The sequence below is a fragment of the Rubrimonas sp. genome, from assembly GCF_036788415.1.
In the GTDB taxonomy this organism is placed as follows: Bacteria; Pseudomonadota; Alphaproteobacteria; order Rhodobacterales; family Rhodobacteraceae; genus Rubrimonas.
The window spans coordinates 1-1,962 of the sequence record NZ_DAIQNN010000230.1; the positions used below are offsets into that span (position 1 = coordinate 1).

Consider the following 1,962-nt stretch of genomic DNA (forward strand, 5'->3'; position numbering starts at 1 on the left):
CTTCTGGCGGCGCGCATAGGAGAGCAGGTCGTCGAGCCCGCCGAGCACCGGCTGATCCTCGAAGGTCGCCGGCAGATGCTCGGGGTCGGTGCCGAACACCCCGACCATGTAAGAGAAATAGGGCTTCGCGGTTCCGAGCCGCGCGAGGAAGCGCGACGCCTGCGCGCCGGTGCCGAGAACGACCATGCTGCGGCCGAGCAGCTTGCGCCGCGACAGCCCGCGCAGGACGACATAGACCGCGAACCGGGCGGCGATCAGACCCGCCGTGCTCGCCCCGAAGAAATACAGAATCCACGGCGTGTGAAAGTGGCCGACATCGTCGAGCCCGATGATCACGCTCATGAAAAGGAAGAAACTCGTGATCTGGGCGATCAGGATGTCGTCGGCGCGGGCGAAGGGCTGCATGATCATGCCGATGGCGTAGAAGCCGGCGCGCTGCGCAAGCGCGCAATAAACCAGCCCGACGAAGATGGCGCAGAAGACGTAGTACTCCAGCTTCGGTTCGGCGACGGCCGGAATGGCGAGATATGTCGCCGCCGTCGCAATCGCGATCACGACAAGGTCGATCGCGAACACGATCCCTGGAACGATGTCTGGCGAGTAAGGAAAGTGAAACGGCTGTGCGGCGGCGTCGGACCGTTCGAAACTGGGTTTTTTCACTTCGCGCTCCTTACGCCGCGCGCTCGCGTTGGCGAAACAAACAGGCCTCTTAACGATACCTCGGCGCGCAGCGAAGTCCAGTCGCGCCTGATCAAGGGTCTGCGATGCGCTCCGCGCCGTTGCGGCGACGCCGCGGGGCTCAGCCGGCGGTGGCGCTCAGGGCGGCGCACAGGCTGTCGACGACTTCGGCGACCAGCGCCTCGTCCTCGCCCTCCGCCATGACCCGGATCACCGGCTCCGTGCCCGAGGGGCGTATCACGAGCCGTCCCGCGCCGTGAAGCCGCGCCTCGGCTGCGGTCATGGCGGCCCGGACCGCATGGGACTCCAGAGGCTTCGCCGCCCGATCGTAGCTCACGCTGCGCAGCAATTGGGGCAAGGGCTCGAACAGGGTCAGCGTCTCGGAGGCCGGCCGCCCGCTCTCGGCCACCGCCGCCAGCGCCTGCAGCGCCGCGATCAACCCGTCGCCGGTGGTGGCGAAATCGGTCAGGATCACGTGGCCGGACTGCTCGCCGCCGACATTGCAGCCTTCCGCGCGCATCCGCTCGACCACGTAGCGGTCGCCCACCTTGGTGCGCAGCGTCCGCACCCCCTGCGCCGCCAGATGCCGCTCGAGCCCGAGATTGGACATGACAGTGGCCACGAGCGCGCCCTGCGCGAGCTTGCCCGCCGCCGCCCAGCGGCCGGCGATCAGCGCCATGATCTGGTCGCCGTCCACCACCCGGCCGCGCTCGTCGATCAGCACCACCCGGTCGGCGTCGCCGTCGAGCGCCACGCCCAGATGCGCGCCGCGCGCGACCACTTCGGCCTGCGCCGCCTCGGGCGCAGTCGAGCCGCAGCGCGCATTGATGTTGAGCCCGTCGGGCGCCACCCCGATCGCGTGGACCTCTGCGCCGAGCTCCCACAGCACGTCCGGCGCCACCCGATAGGCCGCGCCATTGGCGCAGTCGACGACCACTTTGAGCCCGTCGAGACTCAGGCCCTTGGGGAAAGTGGACTTGACGAACTCGACATAGCGCTCGGCCCCGCCGTCGATCCGCTTGGCGCGCCCGATCGCGTCGGCCTCGGCCAGCGCGGGGCCGGCCTCCATCAGCGCGACGATCTCGTCCTCGTCTTCGTCCGACAGCTTGAAGCCGTCGGGGCCGAACAGCTTGATGCCGTTGTCCTCGAAGGGATTGTGCGAGGCCGAGATCATCACGCCGACATCGGCGCGCATCGACCGCGTCAGCATGCCGACTGCGGGCGTCGGCACCGGGCCGAGCAGCAGCACGTCCATGCCCGCCGAGGTGAAGCCCGCCTGCAGCG

2 protein-coding genes are annotated in these 1,962 nt (G+C 69.0%); both read right to left on the bottom strand.

Going from position 1 to position 1,962, the window contains the following annotated elements; translation table 11 throughout:
• The coding region (locus tag V7Q31_RS18975) for a hypothetical protein (RefSeq protein ID WP_333835396.1) at positions 1–660 on the bottom strand (660 nt) is incomplete at its 3' end.
• A 139-nt stretch (positions 661–799) separates the two neighbouring features.
• Positions 800–1,962, bottom strand: a 1,163-nt coding sequence (gene glmM / locus V7Q31_RS18980; RefSeq protein ID WP_333835397.1) for a phosphoglucosamine mutase, incomplete at its 5' end; no start/stop codon positions are given.